Below are 20,036 nucleotides of genomic sequence, written 5' to 3' on the forward strand. Positions count from 1 at the left end.
TTCGAGCTATGTCGATCAACAAGCCGGTCCCCGACTACGAGCTCGCGGACACGCTCGAGCTGACCACCGCCGAGCAGGTGCGGGCGATCAGCGACCCGCTCCGGACGACGATCCTCGGACTGCTGCACGAGCGCGCGGCGACCGTGACGGAGCTGGCCACCGCGGTCGGGCGGCCGAAGAGCACGGTCGCGCACCACGTGAAGGTGCTGACCGACGCGGGCGTCCTGCGGGTGGTCCGGACCCGGCGGGTGCGGGCGATCGAGGAGCGCTTCTACGGGCGCGCGGCGCGGATGTTCTTCGTCGGGCTCGGCCGGCAGGGCAAGGACGGGCAGCTGCCGCACGACTTCAACGACTTCGAGGTCGCGGCCGAGGAGTCCAAGCCGGCCTACGACGCCGGTCAGATGCGCTCGTTCATCCGGCACGCCCGGATCCCCGAGGAGCGGGCCGCGGAGTTCTGGCAGCAGGTGGACGCATTGATCCACAGCTTCGACCAACTCCCCCGCGGCGGCGCCACGACGTACGGGTTCACGGTCGGCCTCTACCCGATCGTCGACTACCCGACGCTGCCGCCGGCCGAGGACGAGGCCTGAGTCCCGGCGGCCGCGTGCCGCTCCAGTACGTCGGTCAGCCGGGCCAGTACGTCGCGGACGACGGCGTACTCGTGCTCGCCGAACTCCTCCGCGAACAGGTCCTCGAGGTCGGCCAGATAGCTGAAGCCGTCACCCGCCACCTCCATCCCGTGCTCGGAGTAGGTGACGACCTTCGCCCGGCGGTCATTCGGATCGGGCAGCATCTCGAGTAGGTCGAGGGCGACCATGTCGCGGATCACCTCACCCATCGACTGCCGGGTGATCCCGGCCCGCGCGGCCATGTCCGCCGCCCGCCCGGGCCCGGTGTGCAACGTGGCGAACACCGAGTTGTGGGTCATCTTCACCTCGGTGTGCCCGCGGGCGTGCGCCTGCCGCACCAGATCGGTCTGGAGCGCGCGGTTGGCGCGCTCGACCAGCGCGATCAGCGGCTTGTGCGCGGGCCGCCGCACTTGAGGCCTTGACATGTCGTAAGGATACCTTCCAATATTTCGACAGGAATCCTTACGGTATCAGGGAGGGCCGATGGAGGCCAGGGAGCTTCACCCGGTGGTGGCGGGCCTGTTCGCGCGGGCGCGCCGGCGGTCGGTGCGGGTCGCGATCGAGCAGGAGTACGTGGTGGCCGCGGCGGACGGCGGCGTGGTGCCGATCGAGGAGGTACGACGGGCCGTGGCGGGTTCGCCCGCGACGCCGTACGTCGGTTTCGAACCCGGCGGGCAACTCGAGCTGAGCCTGCCGCCGTCGCGCGAACCGGTCCGCGACCTGCGTGTGCTGACCGCGGATCTCGAAACCAGGCTGGCCGGGATCACACTCCGGCCGATCCCCGTCGACCCGCGCCCGGACGTGCCGCTGCAACTGACGTCACCGCGGTACGTCGCGATGCAGCGGCACTTCGACCGCATCGGACCGGCCGGCCGGCGGATGATGCGCCGGACCGCGTCGACGCAGATCTGCCTGGACTGGTGGCCGGGACAGGCCGGGATCGAGCAGTGGCAGGTGCTCAACCTCGCCGGACCGTTTCTCGCCGCGCGCTTCAACCGCAGCGACCGGCTGGCCACCTGGCTGGAGGTCGACCCGGCGCGGACCGCCTTCGACGACAGGCTTCTGCACGGCGATCCGGTCGCGGCGTACACGGCTTTCGCGGCGGGCGCCACGGTCTTCGTCGACGGACCGGCCGGGCACCTGAGCACGTTGTTCCCACCGGTCCGGCCGCGCGGGACGTACCTCGAGGTGCGTTTCCTGGACGCGTTGCAGCCCGACGCCGTCGAGCGCGCGGTCGCGGCACTCGAGGAGCTCATGTACGACGACGTGCGCCGGCGTGACGTCCTGCGCCGGCTGCCGACGGGGCTGTGGCGCGCGGCGGCGGACGGCGTACTGGACGAGGAGTTGGCGGCATGACCGGCGTGCTGTTCGTGACCGACCCGCTCGCGGGCCTGCAGTGCGACATCGACGCCAGCATCGGGCTGATGAGCGCGACCCAGGACCTGGGGTTCGACGTCTGGTGCTGCGGGCCCGAGGAGCTCGCGGTCGTCGACGGCCGGGTGTGCGCCCGGGCGCGGCGGATCCGGCTGCGGCCGCGGCTGGCCGGTGGCGATCACCGGTGGATCGTGGACTCGGACTGGTTCGACGAGCTCGGCGCCGCGGTCGTGGACGTGGCGTCGTCCTTCGAGGTGATTCAGCTCCGCATCGATCCGCCGGTCGACGCGCGGTACCTGCACACGACGTACCTGCTGGACCTGGTCGAACGCGCCGGGACGCGGGTGATCAACCGGCCGGCGGGGATCCGGGCGATGCACGAGAAGCTCGTCGCGCTGCAGTTCCCCGAGTTGTGCCCGCCGACGTACGTCGGGGCGGATCCGCTCGCGCTGCGGTCGTTCGTCGGCAATGTCGGCACGGCCGTCGTGAAGCCTGTGGACGGGTTCGCGGGGATCGGCGTCTGGCTGGTGCGCGACGACCGGAGTGCGGTCGCGCTGCTGGAGTCCGCGACGCACGGCGGGCGGCGGCACGTGATCGCGCAGCAGTACCTGCCATCTGTTGCGGAGGGCAACAAGCGGCTGTTCCTGCTGGACGGCGAGATCGTCGGGGCGGTCCTGCGCCGACCGGCCGCCGGCGACTTCCGGATCGGCCCGCCGGTCGCGACGGCCGCCGTCGACGACCACGATCGCGCGATCGTGGCCGCCCTCGGGCCGGTACTGCGCGCGCACGGCCTGGTCATCGCCGGTCTCGACGTGATCGACGGCCGGCTCATCGAGGTCAACGTCACGTGTCCCGGCGGCATGCACAAGACCGATGCCCTGCTCGGGACCCGCCTCAGTCACACCATCGTCAGCAGTCTGTTCGAGGGAGCACTGGTATGAGCACCGTCACCGTTGTCTGCATGGCTTTGCTGGGCATCCTGTTGTTCCTGCTCGGCGCCAACGTCACCCGCAACCGTGCACTGCGTGGCGCCGGCAACCAGCAGCCGACCGATCCGGCCGACCCGTTGCTGATCGCGGTCCGCGCGCACGGCAACGCGGCCGAGTACATCCCGACGATGATCGTGCTGCTGCTGGTCTGCTCGGTGCTGTCCGACAGCCGGCTGATCGACGTCCTCGCGGTCGCGGCCGTCGTCGTCCGGTTCACGCACGCGGTCGGCATGTTGCGGTCCGCCTCGCTGGCCTCGCACGGCCCGCTCCGCGATATCGGTGCCCTGGGCACCTATCTGGTCGGGGTCGCGCTCGGAGTCACCGCGATCGTGACGATCTGACCGACGTCGGTGTCGCGCCGGTCAACTGCCGGAACACCCGCGCGAAGTGCTGGCTGGAGCTGAAACCCAGGCTCAGCGCGAGCGCGGTGATCGTGACGTCGCTGGATTCGAGCAACTGGCGGGCACGGTCGATGCGGCGTTCGTTGAGGTAGCGGTGCGGCGGCTGGCCGAGCTCGGCGGCGAACAGTTCGGCCAGGTACGCCGCGGCGAGCCCTGCACGATCCGCCAGCTCCTTGAGGGTCCAGCGCTCGTGGAACTCCTGGTCCAGCAGGCGTTTCACCGTCCGTACGGCCGGATGCATCGCGAGCTGCGGTGCGGCGATCGGCGCCAGCGAACGGGAGACCGCGAGGACCAGGTGGTCCACGGCGAGCGCGAGCCCGGTCTCGGCGTACTCGTAGCGGGTGGTGAGCTCCCGGACCAGCTGCGCGAACGCGTAGGCGACGTCGCCGGCTTCACGATGGACGACGGTCCGCGGCCTCGCGAGCGCCGGATGACGTGCTGCCACGACGTCGAGATCCACGGCCGCGAAGTAGAAATGGTGGTTCCCGGACCTGCCCGCGAGGTGATGGGTGACCCCGGGCGGTACGGCGAACAGGTGCCCTGGACGCAACGCGTAGCTCTCGCCGCCGGCGACCCAGTGTGTCGTGCCGTGCTGCTGCAGGTAGATCTCCCAGACCGGATGCTCGTGCGGCTCGATCAGGAACTGCTCCGGCACCCACTGCTCCCCTGCGTGCAGCAGGCCGCTGCCGGGTGCGAACCCGTCGGCGTGGAAGCCCGCGCGCAGCCCGCTGGGTCGGTGGAGGGACACCTGAAGATTGTGTCCAGTAGGCTGAACATCGGCAACGCCGAAGCAGTCGATCACTTCCTAGGTTGAACGTCATGAATGCTGATGACATCGCCTTCTACCGCGAGCACGGCTACTGGATCTCGCCGGTGATCGTGCCTTCCGACGTACTCGACGCGGCCGAGCGTGGCATGGAGCGGTTCTACGCCGGCGACCACGACCACGCGCTGCCCGACGTACCGGCCACGCGCGGCTGGCAGCCCGAGGACGGCGACGTCCTGCGGAAGAACGACTACTCGTCCTTGCGGGTGAACGAGCTGGCCGCGCTGGTCCATCACCCGGCGATCGCCGCGACGGCGGCCGCGTTGTCCGGCGCGGACGGGATCCGGTTGTGGCACGACCAGTTGCTGTTCAAGCCGCCGGGCGGATCGGCGGCGCGGGTCGGGTGGCACACGGACCGGCAGTACTGGCAGTCGTGCACGTCGGACGAGATGCTCACCGCCTGGGTCGGGTTCCACGACGTCGACGAGACGAACGGCGCCGTCGCGTTCATGCCGGGCAGCCACCGGTGGTCCGTGACCGGGCTGGACTTCTTCTCGCAGGACGCGGCGGGGCTCGAGGCGTCGATCGTCGCCCAGGGGTACGACCCGACGCCCGTCGTACCGCGGATGCGTCGCGGGCAGGTCAGCTTCCACCACTGCCGGACCGTGCACGGCAGCTCGGGCAACCTGAGCACGCAACCGCGCCGCTCGCTGGCCATCCACCTCCAGCCGGCCGACAACCGTTGGCGGGCGGGTGCGATCCACCCGAACGACACGCTCGTCCGGCACGATCCCGACCCGGACTACACGGATCCGGCCGTCCAGCCGAGGCTCTGGCCTCAGCATTGATAACCGGACCATGGTCCGTTAATGTCGTCGGTATGGAGACCACCGCAGGCCTGGCCCGCATCAACGAACTCGGCCGCCGGGATCACTTCCTGGCGGTCGCGATCACCCAACGGCGCTCCGGCGAGCCGGCCGCCTCGGTCGTGAACGCCGGCGTCCTCGACCATCCGCTCACCGGCGAACCCGTCGTCGCCTTCGTCGCGCGCGGGCGGACCGCGAAGCTCGCGCACCTGCGGCGGACGCCGAGCGCGACGCTGGTGTTCCGCGCCGGGTGGGAGTGGATCGGCGTCCGCGGAGCGGCCGAGCTGGCCGGTCCGGACGATCCGCTGGAGGGCATCGACGCGGAGCGGTTGCGGGTGTTGCTGCGCGACATCTACCACGCCGCGGGCGGCATCCATCCGGACCTGGACGCGTACGACCGGGAGATGGTGGCGGACCGGCGGACGGCGGTGCTGATCAGGCCCGAGCAGTTCACCAGCAACCCGACCGGTGCGGACCACGAGGAGGACGAGTGAACGTCGCCGCCGGGACGATCCAGGTGTGGTCGGATCTGCTCTGCCCGTTCGCGCACGTGGCGATCCACCGGCTCCGGACGACCCGGGCCGAGCTCGGGCTGGACGGTGTGGTCCGGCTGGATCACCACACGTTCGCGCTCGAACTGTTCAACGGTCCGCACTCCCGGCCGGGGACCGACAGCGAGGCCGTCGGGCTGGGGCAGCTCGCCCCGGAGGTCGGGTTCCGGTTGTGGACCCAGCCCGACTGGACGTACCCGTCGACGGTCCTGCTCGCCGCCGAGGCGGTCCATGCCGCCAAGGCCCAGGGCCTGCAGGCCTCCGAGGACCTCGACGCCGCCATCCGCCGGGCGTTCTGGTTCGACTCGCGGCCGATCGGCCACCGGCAGACGATCCTCGAGATCGCGGCCGGCCTCGAGTCCGTCGACACCACCGAGCTGACCACGGCCCTCGACAGCGGCCGGGCGCGGCCGGAGGTGATGGGCGACCACGCGATCGCCGTCACCGACGCCGTCCAGGGCAGCCCGCACCTCTTCCTCCCGGACGGCACCGGCATCCACAACCCCGGGATCGAGGTGCACTGGGAAGGCCCGTGGGCGTCGGGCTATCCGATTGCCAGGAGCATCGATCCCGCGTGGCCGGAGAAGCTGTTGCGGGCGGCCGCCGGGTAGTCAGGCCTGCGCGTTCGCGGCCGCCCAGCCGAGGTGTTCCCACATGTCGCAGGCCTCGTGCGCGAACCGGCCGGGCTCGTCGGCGGGCGAGCCCGGGGCGTGCGTGACGATGCGCTCGTCCACCGGGCCGCCGAGTGCGCGGAGCTGCTCCGCGAGCGCGTGCGCGTGGTACGTGCCCTGGCCGGGGATGATCGTGTCGGCGCCGGACCATACGAGCCGTACGGTGGTGCGCGCCAGTTCTGTTGCGTACGAGATCGGGCTTCGGCGCGCGTACTCGTCAGGCCGCTCGGACGGAGCGCCGCCGACCTCCTCCCGGATCGTGGCGTCAGCATCCAGCAGCGCCTCGCTCGCACGACAGTCGCGGATGTCGTCGTGCCACCGCGTCAGGTCGACGACCGGGTTCGCGGCCCACACCGTCCTGACCTCGTCAGCGTGCTGGGCGGCCAGCACGAGGGCCTCCTGCCCGCCCATGGACAGCCCACCGACAGCGACGGCGTCCGTGCCGTAGAACTCACACAGCTCCCGTACGACGGACCACGTGGCGTCGAGGTGGTCCTGCCAGGCCAAGGAGACTCCGGCGAGCACCCGCCCGTGGCTCCGCGGCGCGACGACGATCTGCCCCGTGGCCTCGGCCGGACCGAGCGCGCCGTCGAGCGGCCTGATCAGCAGCTCACCAGCGGGTTCACCGATGAGCACCGCCTCGGGCGTGAAGCCGAAGGGATGGAACAGCACGGTCACACCGAAGACAGGACGGTCCGGCACAGCCACCAGATACTCCCGCTCGACGCCGGAGCGATCGCGTCGAGCGAGGCGGTGCACACCGGCTCCCGCCACGAGCGAGCCGACTGCCTCCATCGTTTCCTCCCGGGCTTTCGGCATGCCTCGCCAGCTTGCCGTCGGCAGCGTAGACCAGCATCGGCCGACGCTTCCCGTCGTACCGGATCGTGAATTGCTGGTGTTCCGGCGTCTTGGTTCGCGCGGCCGAGCGTCTCAGGGCGTACGCGTTGCCCGCCCGCCAGGCGGGTGACCACGATCGGTAGTCAAACGGGGACCTGTCAACGATCTCGCGGCGACCGTCAACCGGTGAGCCGGGCGTAGAACGCGCGGGCATCCGGCGTACGGCCCGTGCCGAGGACTCGTAACGCCTCCGCCAGGTCCGGGTACTCGGACTCCAGCAGGCGGGCGGCGCCCTCGAGCTCGGCCGCCGAGGCGACGGCCCGGAGCACCTCCTGGATCGCGGTCACCGGGTCCCCCGTCGGCTGCGGCCGGGCCGGCTGCACCTCGAGGTTGAGGGTGGAGCGCTCGGCGGCCCGTACGTCGTCGAGGCGGCGCGACTGCTCGTCCGGCGGGAGCGTGTCCCACGCGGCGTCGCCGACCATGGCTTCGAGGGACAGCAGCCGGGAGAGCACCGCGGGGCTGCTGATCTTCGACCGGTGCCCGGACATGAGCTGCGACAGCATCGGCGCCGAGAGTCCCAGAACGCCGGCGAGCTGGGCCTGCGACAGACTCGTGCGCGCGAGCAGTCGTCCGAACCGGTCGCCGAGCGGCTCGCCGTACCACTCGATCTGCCGCTCGACGTTGCGGGTGTGGGCGTCGCTCACCGATCCTCCGAGGCTTTGCGGTTGCAAATCGCAAATGCAAACGATATGGTCATGACCGTTCCGATCTGCAAACACTGGAGTAGCTCATGATACGCCGTGCCGCCGCACTCCTGGTCGTGACCGGCCTTGCCATCGCATTTCCGTCTGCAAACGCCTCCGCTGCCGGGTCGGCGGACACGTTTTCGCCGGTGATGGTCGTCCTGGACTCGTCCGGGTCGATGAAGGCCAAGGACGCCGGCGGCTCGGGCACCCGGATGGACGCCGCCAAGCGCGCGGTCGCCAGCATGGTCGACGGGCTTCCGGCGGAGGCCCGGGTGGGGCTCACCATCTACGGCGCGGGCACCGGTTCGGCCGGATCGGAGAAGGCCGCGGGCTGCCGCGACGTCCAGGTGGTCCAGCCGGTCGGGACGGTGAACAAGCCGGCCCTGAAGGCCGCGGTGTCCCGCGCGCAGGCTCGCGGCTACACCCCGATCGGCCGATCGCTGCAGACCGCCGCGGCGCAGCTGCCGAAGGAAGGCCAGCGGTCGATCGTGCTGGTCTCCGACGGTGAGGACACCTGCGCGCCGCCGCAGCCCTGCGAGGTCGCCGAGGAGCTGCGCAAGCAGGGCATCGACCTGCACGTCCACACCATCGGCTTCCGGGTCGGTGCCGCAGCCCGCGCGCAGCTCGCCTGCATCGCCCAGACCACCGGCGGCACGTACCACGACGCCGACGACGCGGCCACGCTCACCGGCGTACTCGGCCGGGTCACCGAGCGGGCGCTGCGGCACTACGAGCCGGTCGGCAAGCCGATCACCGGCACCAACGACCCGACGACGGCGCCGCTCGCCGCGCCCGGGCAGTACGTCGACACGCTGGACTCTCAGGAGGAGCGTTTCTACGCCGTCGACCTGAAGGAGGGCGAGACGCTGTACTTCGCCGCCACCGCGATCTTCCCGCGCGGCAACGTCCGCGACGTCGAAGCCCTGGACATCCGCATCACCGGGCCGGGCGGCGCCGACTGCAACAAGCGCGAGCGGCAGCTCAACACCCGGGCGCAGACCGACGGCGGCAGCCTCAGCACGGTCCTGCGCTGGGACGAGCTGGCCGACGGCAACAACTCCCGCACCTGTGACGAGCCCGGTCGCTACGTCCTCCGGGTCACCCGCGACAACAAGGGCACCGACCGGGTGCCGGTCGAGCTGCTGGTCCGGGTCGAGCCGCCGACCGTCGGTGGCAAGGGTGAGCCGGCGGCCGCCACGCGGGTCGAGTTCGCCAACGAGCCCGCAGGCGCCGGTCAGGCGGTGCGAGGCGGCGGGTCCTTCAACGAAGCCACCACTCTGCCGGGGCCGGGCCGGTACGGCGAGACCGTGTACTACGGCGAGCAGCTGTTCTACCGGGTCAAGCTGGACTGGGGGCAGGGGTTGGCGTACCGGGTCACGTACGGCGGGGTTCCGGACGGGCAGACCGTCAACGTCGCGACGACCCTGTTCAACCCGGTGCGGGACGAGATCGACAGCGACACCACCGCGTACACGGGCAACACGATGACACTGCCCTCCAACGGGAAGCCGATCGCCACGACGCGGGTGATGTACCTGAACCGCGAGGGCGGCGCGGCCGACATCCGGAAGATGGCTGTCGACGGCTGGTACTACCTGGTGGTCAAGCTCGGCGCGTCCGACGCCGGGGCGAGCGGCGTACCGGTGAAGATCGACGTCGCCGTCGCCGGGACGAAGGTGAGCGGGCCGGAGTACGGCACGTCCAACACACCCGAGCCGACGGCCAGCGAGACACCGACGACCTCGCCGTCGTCGTCCTCGTCGCCGGAGAGCGGCTCGGGCACTGCGAGCGGCCCGATCGACGGACGCTCCGCCGAGAAGGACTCCTCGTCCGTCCTGCCGTGGGTGATCGGCGGCGCCGCCGGACTGCTCGCGGTGGCCGGCATCGCCATCGCCCTGATCCTGCGCAACCGCCGGCCGCAGGTTCCAGGCCCGCAGGGTCCGCGGTGGCCTAGCTGACCTTCGCCCAGCGGTACGACGACCCCTGCTGACGGCACTCCACCCGGATGCCGTCAGCAGCCGTTTCCACCGACCCCACAACCTGCCACCCGCACGGCTGCCCAACCCGAATCCCAGGATCCGCGGACCGCGTTGCCGGCGTCACCTCAACGGTCGTCGCAGTCTCGGACGCCTCACTCCCAGGCCCACCCGGACTGTTCTCCGACGGCACCGCATCTTTACCACCAAACGGATCGAACACGGCCAGCGCGGCACCCCCACCCCCGGCAACAGCCACCACGACAGCCACCACCGCGATCACGCCGGTACGCCGCCCACCGCGCCGGCGCACCCCGGCACCGTCCCCCGCACCGCCGTCCGCCGGACCACGGTCCGCCACCTCGCCGTCCACCGGACCACCGTCCGCCACCACCCCACCCGCCGGAGCACCGGTCTGCGCCTCGCCGACGGGCGTTGCGTCCTCGGCCAGGGGGTCGTGGAGGGTGGGGTGAGGGTTGTTGGTGAGTGGTGGTAGGTGATCGAAGACCTCGATGGTTTCACCATCGGCTGTCAGTGCCGGGAGTTCGAGGGGCTCCACAAGGAGTGGCGCGAGAGCCTCCAGGGCTTCCGCTGCGGACTGGGGGCGGTCGGCTGGGTCCAGTTGGGTGAGCTGGGTGACCAGATCCCAGATCGGGCCGGTTGCGTCGGACGGGAGCGCCGGGAGGGTGCCGTGTTCGGGTGGTTCGGAGCCGGTGAGGAGTTGCCAGGCGGTCACGCCGGCGGCGTACAGGTCCTGGCTCGGCGCGGGTGTCGCCCCGGCGAGTGCCTCGGGCGCCAGGTAGCCGGGGGTGCCGACGACCGTTCCGTGGACCGTCAGCCGGGGTTCGCCGAGCGCGATCGCGATGCCGAAGTCGGTCAGCCGCAGGACCGGCCGCGCGGTGCCGGTCGCCTCGAGCAGCAGGTTCGCGGGCTTGACGTCGCGATGCAGGACGCCCGCGCTGTGGATCGTGCCGAGCGCGCCGAGCAACTGCCCGAGCAGTTCCCCGGCGAACCGCACCGGCAGCGGCCCGAAGTCCGCCACCAGCGTGTCCACCGACCCGCCGCCGACCAGGTCCATCGCGAGCAGCGCCAGGTCGTCGTCGGCCGCCCACCCGTACGGCGACAGCACGTTCGGGTGGTCGAGCCGCCGTCCCTGCTCCCGGACGAAACGCAGCAACGCCCCGGCGTCACGCTGCCGCAGTACCTTCGCGGCACACGGCCGCTCCAGCCGCCGGTCCCAGGCCCGCCACACCGTCCCGGCCCCACCGACCCCGATCGGGTCGAGCAGCTCGAACCGTCCAGCGAACACATCCGCCACCCCGCAGACCTCCCAGCCGTCGCCGTTCGATGCACACCGTAGTAGGTGAACGGCTGAGCAGGCGCCTCAGGCGAAGTCGCGGGTGAAGTCCGCGGTGTTCCACTGCTGCGGCTTCATCACGTACAGGAGGTCGGTCTCCGGCCCACCGGCCTCGTCCCATTCCTTCGTGTACGTCGTGCCGAAGTCCTCGCCCAGGTACCGGATCGCCAACGGAAGCAGGTCCTTCGCGGTGTCGGGCGAGCGGATCTCGGTGACCGGCCCTTCGACGGTCACGTAGCGGTACGGCGTCGCCTCCGACTGGACGACGAGGACGAACCGCCGGGCGGCCTCGATCGCGACGCCCTTGCGGGATTTGGCGTTCATGATCACGGTCACGCCGGTCTCCGGCGAGAAGTCGTACCACACGGGCGCGCTGACCGGCGCGCGCTCCGGATCGTCCGACGTAACGGTGAGCACTCCGACACGGACGTCGGTGAGAAAGGCCTCCCGCTCGGCCCGGGTCATACGGTCTGGCATCCGAATACCTTCCTGTCTAGGTCGTTGACCTAATTGTAGGTCAACGACCTAGACAGCGGTAAGGTGCGGGGGTGACCACCTCGTTCAGCGACCGGGGCGCGGCGCGGCGGGACGCCGTACTGGCCGTGGCGCGGGAGTTACTGGTCGAGGAAGGGTTCGACGAGTTCGTCCTGCGCCGGGTCGCGGCCAAGGCCGAGATGAAGCTCGGAAACCTGCAGTACTACTTCGCGACCCGCGACGACCTGCTCGAGGCGGTGATCCGCGCCGAGTTCGAGCACGACCTGGCGGCCGTCCGACGGGCAACCACGATCGAGGGCCTGACCGGATCCGCCCGCGCCCTGGTCCGGAACTGGACCACCGGCGCGGGCGCCGTCTTCGGCACGATGTCACTGCTGGCGTACCACCACGCCCGCTTCCGCCGCCTCAACCACGAGATCTACGAGGCCTTCTACCGCGAGCTCGGCGTCCTCATCCGGCGCGTCACCCCGGGCCTGCCCGACCACGAGATCCGGATGCGCGCGCGGCTGATCACGTCCGTCCTGGACGGTGTCGCGATGCAGATCCACGCAGGCGCGACCAACCGCACCGAACTGACCAAGCGCGCGACGGTCCTCGTCACCACGATCGCGACCGAGCCCTCCTGACCTCCGTGCCTCGAGCGTCATCGGCACCGAAGACAGCTTGCCGACGGCCCGTACGACGGCCAGGATTGCTCGGTGGCTTCCTCCGAATCATCTGACCCGGCCGTCAAGGCGGAGCTCGACGAGTTGATGCGTAGGTTCCTCGGCGCCTTCACCAACACCGGCGGCAGCCGGCCCGATGTCGAGGCGGTCCGTGAGGTGTTCATCCCGCAGGGCATGATCATCGCGAACGTCGGCGCCGAGCCGGTGATCTACGACCTCACCTCGTTCGTCGAACCGCGGCAGAAGATGCTCACCGACGGGACGCTCACCGAGTTCTCGGAGTGGGAGGTCGCCGAGCGGACCGAGATCGCCGGGGCGATCGCGCACCGGTTCAGCGAGTACCGCAAGTCCGGTGTCCGCGACGGTGAGGCGTTCGAGGGCGTCGGCTACAAGACCACCCAGTTCGTTCGCACCGCCGACGGCTGGAAGATGAGTTCGATGGCCTGGTACGACGCCTGAACCGCCGGCTGGTCAGTGGCTGGTCAGTGGCTGGTCAGTGGTTGGTGTGGGCGTGGATCGCGAGCTGCACGCGGTTGGTCGTGCCGGTCTTGGTCATCAGGTTGGCCACATGGGTCTTGACGGTGGTCACGCCGAGGTGCAGACGGGTGGCGATCTCGGGATTCGAGAGTCCGGCGCCGACCAGCGCGAGGACGTCGCGTTCGCGGTCGGTCAGCCCGACGGGTGAAGCCGGCGGCGCCTGCGAGTTGCGGGTGCGGACCGCCTGATCGACGAGCCGGCGCAGGACATTCGGGCTGAAAGGGCTGTCTCCGGCCGCGGCTCGCCGGACGCCGTCCAGTAGCTCCTCCGGCGCGGTGTCCTTGACCAGGAACCCGCACGCGCCCGCGGCAAGCGCCGGGTACAGGTGGTCGTCGTCGTCGAACGTCGTCAGTACGACGATCCTCGCCGCGGGCCGCTGCGCCAGGATCCGCGCCGTGGCCGTCGTACCGTCGACGCCCGGCATCCGGAGGTCCATCAGTACGACGTCGGGCACCAGTCGCTCGGCCAGGCGGATCGCGGTCGCGCCTTCGGCCGCCTCGCCCACCACCTCGACATCCGCCGCGGACTCGCACAGCATCCGCAGACCCGCGCGCACGAGTTGCTGGTCGTCGACCAGGAGCACGCGGATCACGCCAGTTCTCCCATCGTCGGAACCAGCGCGGTCAGGCGCCAGCCGACGTCGGTCGGTCCCGCGTGCAAGCTGCCGCCGAGGACCTCGACCCGCTCGCGCAACCCGACAAGGCCGTGCCCGCCGGTGGACGACGTCGCAGCCCGGCCGCCGAAGTCCTGCAGGTCGAAGGTCAACTGCTCCGCATTCACTTGGATCGACAGGCACGCGCGCGCCGCCGTCCCCGCGTGGCCGGCCACGTTCGCGAGTCCTTCCTGCGCGAGCCGCAGGACCGCGAGCGCCGTCCGCGCATCCAGCCGGACAACGGCCGGATCGATCTCCGCGTCGACCGTCAGACCGAGCTGCTGACCGCGTTCCACCGCCGAACGCAGCGCGACCAGCAGACCTTCCGGATCCACGAACGCGGTGGACTGCGCCGAGCCGGGATCCCGCAGTACGGCGACCAGGCGCCGCAGGTCGGACAGCGCACCGGAGCCGGTCGCGTGGACGTCGTCGAGCACCTGCCGTACGCGGGGATCGCCGATCTCGAGGACGTCGCGCGCCACCCCGACCCGGAGCACGATCGAGGCGACGTGGTGCGCGACCAGGTCGTGCAGCTCCCGGGCGATCGCGGCCCGCTCCTCGGCCCGGACCCGGTCGGCTTCCTGGCCGGCACGCTCGGCCGCCTGCCGGTTCAGTTCCGCCAGCACCCGGACATGCATCCCGAACAGCAACGGCAGCACCACCGCCGCGCCGGCCCGGAAGACGACGGTCAGGACGACGTCCGCGACCTCGCCGTAGTCGGCGACCAGACTGCCTGTCAGCCCGATCGCCGCCGCGCACCACACCTGGCGCCCGGACCGCCGTACGCCCAGCTCGAGCATCGCCCAGCCGAGCGCCACCATCGGAACGATCGTGTCGGCGCCGAGCAGCGAACCGACCGCGAGCGCAGCCGCCAGACCGCTCACGGCCACGATCGGCGACCAGGCACCGACGTACGCGAACGCGATCACGCCGAGCGCGAGGTACAGGCTCAGCCCGTCGAGCGCGGCGCCTTGCGGAACCAGGGTCAGGTAACTGGCCGCGGCAAGGTTCATCACGGTCAGCCGGACCAAGGCGTAGCGATCGTCGAACAGCCGCCCCAGCCACAGCATGGCGCTCATCCTAGGTGGCCGGGGTGCGGCGCGACCATGACACAACGGCCAGCAGCACCGCCGTCGTCACCATCACCCCGAGCGCCGTCAGCGTGACTCCGTCCGGGTGGTGCAGCGGCTGACCTCGCAGGGCCTGCCATGTCACCAGCACGAGCAGACCGGCGTACGCGAAGGCGAAGACGAACACCAGCCGGGTACGCCGTACCACGTCGTCCACCAGGCGCGGCAGGAGCAGCGAGAACAGCAGAATCGCTTGCAGGCCGTGGATTCCGACGAAATGCCCGACGCGCAGATCGCCGCCCGTCGTGCTCCAGCCGGTCAACGGCATCCCCGGGCCGCCGTCCGGTACGCCGACCGAGTGCGCGCCCATCATCGTGGTGACGCCGCGCTCCTGCAGCGCGATCTGCTCGGCGGTCGGGATGACCATCGTGAAGGCCTGCATCATGCCGGCCAGGAGAAGCAGCAGCCCGAGCCGGACGGCCCAGGTACCGGCGCGATCAGGCATCCCGTCGCGCCAGAGCAGGACCGCGATGACCACGGTCCCCACCCACAGGACGGTGGCCAGCGCGCTGAGCCCCCGCCACAGAGCCTCGTCGAGGAAGGTCGCTTCGTTGAAGTGACTCGCGTGTCCCCGGGCGGCCTGACCGGCGATGACGACGTACTCGACGTACGCCGCGACCGCGATGGCAACCGCTGCGCGACCTGCGGCTCGCCGGCCTCGACGCAGCTGGGCGAGCATCCAGGCCAGCGTGAACCCGTACACCGCCAGCGACACCGCGAACTTCCCCGGCTTGAGCCAGACCGGCTGTCCACCAACGGTCCGATGGTCGAAGAGCAGACCGGCGACGCACACGACGAGCATCCCGGACATGACACCGGCGAGAACAGTAAGGGCACGGCTGCCCTGGAGGGCGGTACGCAGCAGCGAGGTCATTCCTCCACGCTCGCCGCCGCGCGCCATCCGCACTTCCTGCGACCAGCCCGACCACCTCCTCCGATCGGAGGAGGCGGCGATCGCTACCAGGTCAGCTGATGCCCTTCAGCAACTGGCGGGCCATGACGATGCGCTGGACCTGGTTGGTGCCTTCGTAGATCTGGGTGATCTTGGCGTCGCGCATCATGCGCTCGACCGGGTAGTCGTGGGTGTAGCCGTAGCCGCCGAGGAGCTGGACGGCGTCGGTGGTGACGGCCATCGCGACGTCCGAGGCGAAGCACTTGGCGGCGGCGCCGAAGTACGTGAGGTCGCTGTCACCGCGTTCGGAGCGGGCGGCCGCGGCGTAGGTGAGCTGCCGGGCCGCCTCGATCTTCATGCCCATGTCGGCGAGCATGAACTGCAGGCCCTGGAACTCGGCGATCGCCTTGCCGAACTGCTTGCGCTCCTGGACGTACCCGAGCGCGTAGTCGAGCGCGCCCTGGGCGATGCCGAGCGCCTGCGCGGCGATCGTCACGCGGGTGTGGTCCAGCGTCGCCATCGCGGTGCCGAAGCCGGTCCCCTCGGCGCCGATCAGACGCGACGCCGGGATCCGGACGTTGTCGAGGTACACCTCGCGCGTCGGCGAGCCCTTGATGCCGAGCTTCTTCTCCGGCGCGCCGAAGGACACGCCTTCGTCCGACTTCTCCACGACGAACGCCGAGATCCCGCGCGAGCGCGCGGACGGGTCGGTGACCGCGAACACGGTGTAGAAGTCGGACACCCCGGCGTTGGTGATCCACCGCTTCACGCCGTTCAGGACGTACCCGTCACCGTCGGCGACCGCGCGGGTCTTCATCGAGGCGGCGTCCGAACCGGCCTCGGGCTCGGACAGGCAGTACGAGAACATCGAGTCACCCGCCGCGACCGGCGGCAGGTAGCGCTGCTTCACCTCCTCCGAGGCGGACAGCAGCAGCGGCAGCGAGCCGAGCTTGTTGACGGCCGGGATCAGCGAGGTCGAGGCGCACGCCCGGGCGACCTCCTCGATCACGATCACCGTGGCGAGTGCGTCCGCGCCGGCCCCGCCGTACTGCTCCGGGATGTGCGGCGCGTGGAAGTCCGACGCCTTCAGCGCGTCGTACGACGCCTTCGGGAACTCGGCCAGCTCGTCCACGTCCCCGGCGTGCGGGGCGACCTTGGCGTCGCAGACGTCGCGCACGGCCTCGCGGATCGCCTGGTGCTCCTCGGACAGCGCGTACAGCTCGAATGAGTTACTCACGAGTCACACAGTACGACGAACAACCCGCGCAGACAGGACGTCGTACCCCGAAAGTGACCAAGTCCGCACGGGCCGGACATGAGCCGGTCACCGGCCGATAACCACGATGGGTAGAGTCCCCGACATGAGTGAAGCGACGCCCCGTCCGCTCCGGATCGCCGTGATCGGCACCGGCTACCTCGGCTGCAACACGTCCGCCGGGATGGCCGAGTTCGGTTTCGACGTGATCGGGGTCGAGATCGACGAGCACCGCCTGAAGCTGCTGAACGACGGCAAGGCGCCGCTCTACGAACCCGGGCTGGACCCGCTGCTGAAGAAGCACGTGGACTCCGGCCGGCTGCGGTTCACCAGCGACTACCGCGAGATCGCGGACTGGGCCGACGTCCACTTCATCTGCGCCGGCACCCCGCAGCTCGAGGGCAGCGAGGCGGCCGACCTGTCCCAGCTGCACTCGGTCGTCGACATGCTGGCCCCGCTGCTGACCAAGCCGACGCTGGTGGTCGGCCGCTCGACGGTCCCGGTCGGCACGTCGAAGGTCCTCGAGCAGCGCTTCCACGCCGAGTCCCCGGCCGGTACGGCGGTCGAGATCGCCTGGCAGCCGGAGTTCCTCCGCGAGGCGCACGGCGTCGACGACACCCTGCACCCGGACCGCCTGGTGTTCGGCGTCCAGTCCGCGGCGGCCGAGACCCGGCTGCGCGAGGTGTTCGGCACGCCGATCGCCGAGGGTTCGCCGGTGGTCGTGTGCAACCTGCCGACCGCGGAGCTGGTCAAGGGCGGCGCGAACGCGTTCCTGGCCACGAAGATCTCGTTCATCAACGCGCTCGCCGAGATGGCCGACGCGACCGGCGCCGACGTCACCCAACTGGCCGACGCGCTCGGGTACGACAAGCGGATCGGCCGCGGCATGCTGAACGCCGGCCCCGGGTACGGCGGCGGCTGCCTGCCGAAGGACCTGCGCGCGTTCATGCACCGCGCCGGCGAGCTCGGCGTCGAGGAGGTGATCACGTTCCTGCGCGAGGTGGACGACATCAACCAGCACCGCCGCGCGCGGATCGTCGACGTCACCCACGACGCGCTCGGCGGCGAATGGGTCGGCCGGAACGTCACCGTCCTGGGCGCCGCCTTCAAGGCCGGTACGGACGACGTCCGCGACTCGCCCGCGCTCGACGTGGCCGGCCGGATCCAGCTGCACGGCGCGAATGTCACGGTCTACGACCCGGAGGCGATGGAGAACGCCCGCAAGGTCCGCCCGACGCTGCGCTACGCCCCGACCGCGATCGAGGCCTGCCGCGACGCCCACGCCGTCCTGCACCTCACCGAGTGGCCCGAGTTCCGCGAACTCGACCCGGTCGCGCTGAGCCAGATCGTCACCACCCCGGTCGTGGTCGACGCCCGCCTGAACCTCAACGCCGAAGCCTGGCGCGCCGCCGGCTGGACGTACCGGGCCCCGGGCAGGCCGTAGCGGTCAGGACACCCGGGCGTTCCGGATCACCGGACGGCTGAGCGCGACCAAGCCGATCAACGTGATCGCGACGCCGATGGCCAGGCAGACACCGGTGATCTGGACCCCCTGGACGTCGGCGAGGGTGCCGAGGACCGGGTTCATCACGACCAGGGCCAGGCTCTGGCAGAGCACGACGACCGACTGCAACCGCGACTGGTACTCGCTCTCCACCGAGTTCATCAGCAGCGGCAGGATGTGCCCGGTGAAGGTGCCGACGCCGATGCCGCTGATCACGGCCGCGACGATGGCCAGCGGCAGTGCGTCGAACACGGACAGGCCGGCGAAGCCGAACGCGGCGAACAGCAGGCCGAGCATCGCGACGATCCCGGGACGCTGGAAGGCCCCGCGCACGAGGATGCGGATCGACACGATGCCGACGCCGATGCTCCGGGTCGCGATCAGGATGGCCGCCGTCTGCGCGTCCCAGTGGTGATCGCGGGCCAGCAACGGCAGCAGCAGCCCGTCCATCGGCATCAGCAGACCCGCGGCCAGGGTCATCGTGATCAGCAGCGCCCGCGTGAGCGGACGCCCGAACGCGGCCTGGACGCCGTCCACGATCGAGCGGAACATCCCGCTCCTGCGCGACCCGTGCGGGATGGTGGTGCCCCGCAACAGGTACAGCACCACGATCATGGCGCCGAAGGTGATCGCGTCGAAGGCGGCTGCGGCGGTGAGGCCGGCCCAGTTCACCAGGACGCCGCCGACCGCCGTGCCGGTGACCGCGAAGACGACTCCTGTGACCTGGAAGCTCGCCAGTGCGCGCGGGACCTGGGGGGCGGGCACGAGCAGGCGTGGCATCGCGCGGGACGACGGCAGGAAGAACGCGTCGATCACGCCGACCACCACGGCCAGGATCATCAGCAGCCACACCGGCTCGCCCACGGCGCGGGTCGCCGGGACCAGGGCCGCGGTGACCAGGAACATCGCGGTGCAGCTGACCAGCAGGACGCGGGGTGCGCCGTACCGGTCGCCGACGGCTCCGCCGACCAGCAGGAGGATCGCTCTCGGGGCGGCGGCGAGCAGCAGGATGAGGCCGGCGACGCTGCCGCCGTGGCGGGTGGCGGACCAGCCGATGGCGAACGACATGGTCAGATCGCCGAGGAGGGACACGGCAGCGCCGAACAACCAGATCCAGTAGCGGACCGGAATGCGCTGCGTGTCCGAGTCAGTGGGCGGAGTCACGATCGACGACCTTAGACGACAACCAATGGGATCTCACGACTACCCGCCCCCGCCCTGTGGAAACCAGCGCCAACCTCAGCCTTTACGCAACTCTGCCGCCCCGTCACGGACCGTACCGCCCTTCCCGCGGGCCATCTCCGCGAGCGACTCCTGGAACCCGATCATCCGGTCCCGCAGCCGCTCGTCGGAAGCCGCCAGGATCCGGACCGCCAGCAGCCCCGCATTCCGAGCGTTCCCGATCGAGACCGTCGCAACCGGGACACCGGCCGGCATCTGCACGATCGACAGCAGCGAGTCCATCCCGTCGAGGTATTTCAACGGCACCGGGACGCCGATCACCGGCAGCGGTGTCACCGACGCGAGCATCCCGGGCAGGTGCGCGGCCCCGCCGGCGCCGGCGATCAGGACCTTCAGGCCCCGCCCGTGCGCTGACCGTCCGTAGTCGATCATCTCGGTCGGCATCCGGTGCGCCGAGACCACATCTGCCTCAAAGGGCACGTCGAACTCGGCGCAGACCTCGGCCGCGGCCTTCATCGTCGGCCAGTCGGAGTCCGACCCCATCACGATTCCAACGGACAT

Annotated in this window: 23 protein-coding genes; 11 read left to right on the plus strand and 12 right to left on the minus strand. The window is 70.7% G+C overall.

The genetic code is table 11. The annotated features are described in order from the left end of the window. The first annotated feature begins 8 nt into the window (after window positions 1–8). Window positions 9–590: a winged helix-turn-helix domain-containing protein gene (locus ABZW60_RS03255; RefSeq protein ID WP_355473509.1), complete on the plus strand. Its 582-nt coding sequence runs from the start codon at window positions 9–11 to the stop codon at window positions 588–590. Here ABZW60_RS03255 and ABZW60_RS03260 read toward each other — a convergent pair. After that, window positions 554–1,054, minus strand: coding sequence for a MarR family winged helix-turn-helix transcriptional regulator (locus ABZW60_RS03260; protein WP_355473511.1), 501 nt, complete (start codon window positions 1,052–1,054; stop codon window positions 554–556). The two genes, ABZW60_RS03255 and ABZW60_RS03260, sit on opposite strands and share 37 nt — an antisense overlap. A gap of 58 nt (window positions 1,055–1,112) precedes the next feature. Between ABZW60_RS03260 and ABZW60_RS03265 the strand changes: the two genes are divergently transcribed. The 3 genes from ABZW60_RS03265 to ABZW60_RS03275 are packed head-to-tail and all read left to right on the plus strand — an operon-like array spanning window position 1,113 to window position 3,333. Further along, window positions 1,113–1,985, plus strand: a complete 873-nt coding sequence (locus ABZW60_RS03265) for a glutamate-cysteine ligase family protein (protein ID WP_355473513.1) — start codon at window positions 1,113–1,115, stop codon at window positions 1,983–1,985. Then, complete coding sequence (locus tag ABZW60_RS03270; protein ID WP_355473514.1) at window positions 1,982–2,944, plus strand: hypothetical protein; 963 nt, start codon at window positions 1,982–1,984, stop codon at window positions 2,942–2,944. Before ABZW60_RS03265 ends, ABZW60_RS03270 begins: the two co-directional genes overlap by 4 nt. Beyond that, window positions 2,941–3,333: an MAPEG family protein gene (locus tag ABZW60_RS03275; protein WP_355473516.1), complete on the plus strand. Its 393-nt coding sequence runs from the start codon at window positions 2,941–2,943 to the stop codon at window positions 3,331–3,333. Before ABZW60_RS03270 ends, ABZW60_RS03275 begins: the two co-directional genes overlap by 4 nt. Here ABZW60_RS03275 and ABZW60_RS03280 read toward each other — a convergent pair. Beyond that, window positions 3,311–4,141, minus strand: a complete 831-nt coding sequence (locus tag ABZW60_RS03280; protein ID WP_355473518.1) for an AraC family transcriptional regulator — start codon at window positions 4,139–4,141, stop codon at window positions 3,311–3,313. The genes ABZW60_RS03275 and ABZW60_RS03280 overlap by 23 nt on opposite strands. Before the next feature lie 71 nt (window positions 4,142–4,212). Between ABZW60_RS03280 and ABZW60_RS03285 the strand changes: the two genes are divergently transcribed. The 3 genes from ABZW60_RS03285 to ABZW60_RS03295 are packed head-to-tail and all read left to right on the plus strand — an operon-like array spanning window position 4,213 to window position 6,187. Further along, window positions 4,213–5,007, plus strand: a complete 795-nt coding sequence (locus tag ABZW60_RS03285; protein WP_355473519.1) for a phytanoyl-CoA dioxygenase family protein — start codon at window positions 4,213–4,215, stop codon at window positions 5,005–5,007. Window positions 5,008–5,039: 32 nt separating this feature from the next. After that, entirely contained in the window at window positions 5,040–5,519 is a 480-nt protein-coding gene (locus ABZW60_RS03290) for a pyridoxamine 5'-phosphate oxidase (protein ID WP_355473520.1), read from the plus strand. Beyond that, window positions 5,516–6,187 (plus strand): DsbA family protein, encoded by a 672-nt coding sequence (locus tag ABZW60_RS03295; protein ID WP_355473521.1) that lies wholly within the window; start codon window positions 5,516–5,518, stop codon window positions 6,185–6,187. The genes ABZW60_RS03290 and ABZW60_RS03295 overlap by 4 nt, the downstream gene beginning before the upstream one ends. Here the strand turns inward: ABZW60_RS03295 and ABZW60_RS03300 are convergent, their stop codons facing one another. Together ABZW60_RS03300 and ABZW60_RS03305 are read right to left on the minus strand one after the other, a co-directional pair. Further along, window positions 6,188–7,066 (minus strand): prolyl oligopeptidase family serine peptidase, encoded by an 879-nt coding sequence (locus ABZW60_RS03300; protein WP_355473523.1) that lies wholly within the window; start codon window positions 7,064–7,066, stop codon window positions 6,188–6,190. Window positions 7,067–7,263: 197 nt separating this feature from the next. Continuing rightward, window positions 7,264–7,788: an XRE family transcriptional regulator gene (locus ABZW60_RS03305; RefSeq protein ID WP_355473525.1), complete on the minus strand. Its 525-nt coding sequence runs from the start codon at window positions 7,786–7,788 to the stop codon at window positions 7,264–7,266. A 191-nt stretch (window positions 7,789–7,979) separates the two neighbouring features. On the opposite strand from ABZW60_RS03305, the gene ABZW60_RS03310 reads away from it, so the two are divergent. Then, window positions 7,980–9,788, plus strand: coding sequence for a VWA domain-containing protein (locus tag ABZW60_RS03310; RefSeq protein ID WP_355474483.1), 1,809 nt, complete (start codon window positions 7,980–7,982; stop codon window positions 9,786–9,788). Here ABZW60_RS03310 and ABZW60_RS03315 read toward each other — a convergent pair. Next, on the minus strand, window positions 9,781–11,124 hold the full coding sequence (locus ABZW60_RS03315; protein ID WP_355473527.1) for a serine/threonine-protein kinase: 1,344 nt from the start codon (window positions 11,122–11,124) through the stop codon (window positions 9,781–9,783). The two genes, ABZW60_RS03310 and ABZW60_RS03315, sit on opposite strands and share 8 nt — an antisense overlap. A 66-nt stretch (window positions 11,125–11,190) precedes the next feature. Next, entirely contained in the window at window positions 11,191–11,640 is a 450-nt protein-coding gene (locus ABZW60_RS03320; RefSeq protein ID WP_355473529.1) for a pyridoxamine 5'-phosphate oxidase family protein, read from the minus strand. Between the two features lie 71 nt (window positions 11,641–11,711). On the opposite strand from ABZW60_RS03320, the gene ABZW60_RS03325 reads away from it, so the two are divergent. Together ABZW60_RS03325 and ABZW60_RS03330 are read left to right on the plus strand one after the other, a co-directional pair. Beyond that, window positions 11,712–12,284: a TetR family transcriptional regulator gene (locus ABZW60_RS03325; protein ID WP_355473531.1), complete on the plus strand. Its 573-nt coding sequence runs from the start codon at window positions 11,712–11,714 to the stop codon at window positions 12,282–12,284. Between the two features lie 72 nt (window positions 12,285–12,356). Then, a complete protein-coding gene (locus tag ABZW60_RS03330) occupies window positions 12,357–12,782 on the plus strand; it encodes a hypothetical protein (RefSeq protein WP_355473533.1) in 426 nt (141 codons plus the stop codon). Window positions 12,783–12,816: 34 nt separating this feature from the next. Here ABZW60_RS03330 and ABZW60_RS03335 read toward each other — a convergent pair whose 3' ends face one another. The 4 genes from ABZW60_RS03335 to ABZW60_RS03350 form a co-directional block, all read right to left on the minus strand. After that, a complete protein-coding gene (locus ABZW60_RS03335) occupies window positions 12,817–13,452 on the minus strand; it encodes a response regulator transcription factor (protein ID WP_355473535.1) in 636 nt (211 codons plus the stop codon). Continuing rightward, a complete protein-coding gene (locus ABZW60_RS03340) occupies window positions 13,449–14,582 on the minus strand; it encodes a histidine kinase (protein ID WP_355473537.1) in 1,134 nt (377 codons plus the stop codon). The genes ABZW60_RS03335 and ABZW60_RS03340 overlap by 4 nt, the downstream gene beginning before the upstream one ends. A 10-nt stretch (window positions 14,583–14,592) precedes the next feature. Further along, window positions 14,593–15,516, minus strand: coding sequence for a hypothetical protein (locus tag ABZW60_RS03345; RefSeq protein WP_355473539.1), 924 nt, complete (start codon window positions 15,514–15,516; stop codon window positions 14,593–14,595). A gap of 91 nt (window positions 15,517–15,607) precedes the next feature. Then, on the minus strand, window positions 15,608–16,771 hold the full coding sequence (locus ABZW60_RS03350) for an acyl-CoA dehydrogenase family protein (protein ID WP_355473541.1): 1,164 nt from the start codon (window positions 16,769–16,771) through the stop codon (window positions 15,608–15,610). 124 nt (window positions 16,772–16,895) lie between these two features. On the opposite strand from ABZW60_RS03350, the gene ABZW60_RS03355 reads away from it, so the two are divergent. Continuing rightward, complete coding sequence (locus ABZW60_RS03355) at window positions 16,896–18,233, plus strand: UDP-glucose/GDP-mannose dehydrogenase family protein (protein WP_355473543.1); 1,338 nt, start codon at window positions 16,896–16,898, stop codon at window positions 18,231–18,233. A 3-nt stretch (window positions 18,234–18,236) separates the two neighbouring features. On the opposite strand, the gene ABZW60_RS03360 is transcribed toward ABZW60_RS03355, so the two are convergent. Both ABZW60_RS03360 and purE read right to left on the minus strand, forming a co-directional pair. After that, on the minus strand, window positions 18,237–19,457 hold the full coding sequence (locus ABZW60_RS03360) for an MFS transporter (RefSeq protein ID WP_355473545.1): 1,221 nt from the start codon (window positions 19,455–19,457) through the stop codon (window positions 18,237–18,239). Between the two features lie 75 nt (window positions 19,458–19,532). After that, window positions 19,533–20,036: a 5-(carboxyamino)imidazole ribonucleotide mutase gene (gene purE / locus ABZW60_RS03365; RefSeq protein ID WP_355473547.1), complete on the minus strand. Its 504-nt coding sequence runs from the start codon at window positions 20,034–20,036 to the stop codon at window positions 19,533–19,535.

Source organism: Kribbella sp. NPDC003557, assembly GCF_040610805.1.
Lineage (GTDB): Bacteria > Actinomycetota > Actinomycetes > Propionibacteriales > Kribbellaceae > Kribbella.

Excerpts from the sequence above, each read along its gene's own strand:
- ABZW60_RS03255 (WP_355473509.1), top strand. The coding sequence starts at position 9 with ATGTCGATCAACAAGCCGGTCCCCGACTACGAGCTCGCGGACACGCTC.
- ABZW60_RS03320 (WP_355473529.1), bottom strand. The coding sequence starts at position 11,640 with ATGCCAGACCGTATGACCCGGGCCGAGCGGGAGGCCTTTCTCACCGAC.
- ABZW60_RS03270 (WP_355473514.1), top strand. The coding sequence starts at position 1,982 with ATGACCGGCGTGCTGTTCGTGACCGACCCGCTCGCGGGCCTGCAGTGC.
- ABZW60_RS03310 (WP_355474483.1), top strand. The coding sequence starts at position 7,980 with ATGGTCGTCCTGGACTCGTCCGGGTCGATGAAGGCCAAGGACGCCGGC.
- ABZW60_RS03285 (WP_355473519.1), top strand. The coding sequence starts at position 4,213 with ATGAATGCTGATGACATCGCCTTCTACCGCGAGCACGGCTACTGGATC.
- ABZW60_RS03345 (WP_355473539.1), bottom strand. The coding sequence starts at position 15,516 with ATGACCTCGCTGCTGCGTACCGCCCTCCAGGGCAGCCGTGCCCTTACT.
- purE (WP_355473547.1), bottom strand. The coding sequence starts at position 20,036 with ATGTCCGTTGGAATCGTGATGGGGTCGGACTCCGACTGGCCGACGATG.
- ABZW60_RS03340 (WP_355473537.1), bottom strand. The coding sequence starts at position 14,582 with ATGCTGTGGCTGGGGCGGCTGTTCGACGATCGCTACGCCTTGGTCCGG.
- ABZW60_RS03275 (WP_355473516.1), top strand. The coding sequence starts at position 2,941 with ATGAGCACCGTCACCGTTGTCTGCATGGCTTTGCTGGGCATCCTGTTG.
- ABZW60_RS03260 (WP_355473511.1), bottom strand. The coding sequence starts at position 1,054 with ATGTCAAGGCCTCAAGTGCGGCGGCCCGCGCACAAGCCGCTGATCGCG.
- ABZW60_RS03300 (WP_355473523.1), bottom strand. The coding sequence starts at position 7,066 with ATGCCGAAAGCCCGGGAGGAAACGATGGAGGCAGTCGGCTCGCTCGTG.
- ABZW60_RS03355 (WP_355473543.1), top strand. The coding sequence starts at position 16,896 with ATGAGTGAAGCGACGCCCCGTCCGCTCCGGATCGCCGTGATCGGCACC.
- ABZW60_RS03290 (WP_355473520.1), top strand. The coding sequence starts at position 5,040 with ATGGAGACCACCGCAGGCCTGGCCCGCATCAACGAACTCGGCCGCCGG.
- ABZW60_RS03265 (WP_355473513.1), top strand. The coding sequence starts at position 1,113 with ATGGAGGCCAGGGAGCTTCACCCGGTGGTGGCGGGCCTGTTCGCGCGG.